1 protein-coding gene is annotated in these 620 nt (G+C 61.6%); it reads left to right on the top strand.

Translation table 11 applies throughout. The features are described from left to right. Positions 1–412: peptidylprolyl isomerase (locus tag EOB36_RS33955; RefSeq protein ID WP_206637242.1), on the top strand; the 412-nt coding region annotated here is incomplete at its 5' end. Between the last annotated feature and the right edge of the window lie 208 nt (positions 413–620).

The following is a 620-nucleotide window of genomic DNA, read 5'->3' as shown; positions in this document are numbered from 1 at the left end:
GACGAAGGAAGAGGCCGACGCGATCATCAAGCAGCTCGATGGCGGCGCCGATTTCCAGAAGCTCGCCAATGAGCACACCAGCGATCCGAGCGGCAAGACCAGCGGCGGCGACCTCGGCTGGTTCGGTCCTGGACAGATGGTGCCGGAATTCGACAAGGCGGCCTCCGCGCTCGCGGTCGGCAAATACACCGAGCAGCCGGTGCAAACGCAGTTCGGCTGGCACGTCATCAAGGTCGAGGACAAGCGGACCAAGCAGCCGCCGGCTTTCGACGCCGTCAAGGATCAGGCCCGTCAGGCGGTCATCCGCGACAAGTATATCGCGCTGGTCAAGACGCTGCGCGCCGACGCCAAAGTCGAGATTCCGGACGAAAAGCTGAAGAAGACGGTCGACGCGCTGGAAAACACCAAGTAGGCCAACGTGAGGCTAGGGTAAGCAGGGCCGTCGGTTTAGGTTGAGTTGCCCGCCACCTTATGGGGGGCGTTGGCGTCAGGTCTTCCCTTCTCCCCTTGTGAGACCTTTGCACAGAAGCCGAACGGTGATTCTGTGGTGAAGGTTGGAGCAGGGAGATTCGGGATGGCGGATCGTGTTTTGGGTCAGTTGAGTCTGGCGGACGGTCTGG

This window comes from Mesorhizobium sp. M6A.T.Cr.TU.017.01.1.1 (assembly GCF_004023115.1).
In the GTDB taxonomy this organism is placed as follows: domain Bacteria; phylum Pseudomonadota; class Alphaproteobacteria; order Rhizobiales; family Rhizobiaceae; genus Mesorhizobium; species Mesorhizobium mediterraneum.
Note: the sequence above shows the minus strand (reverse complement) of the source record. Positions and strands in the feature narration are given on the sequence as shown.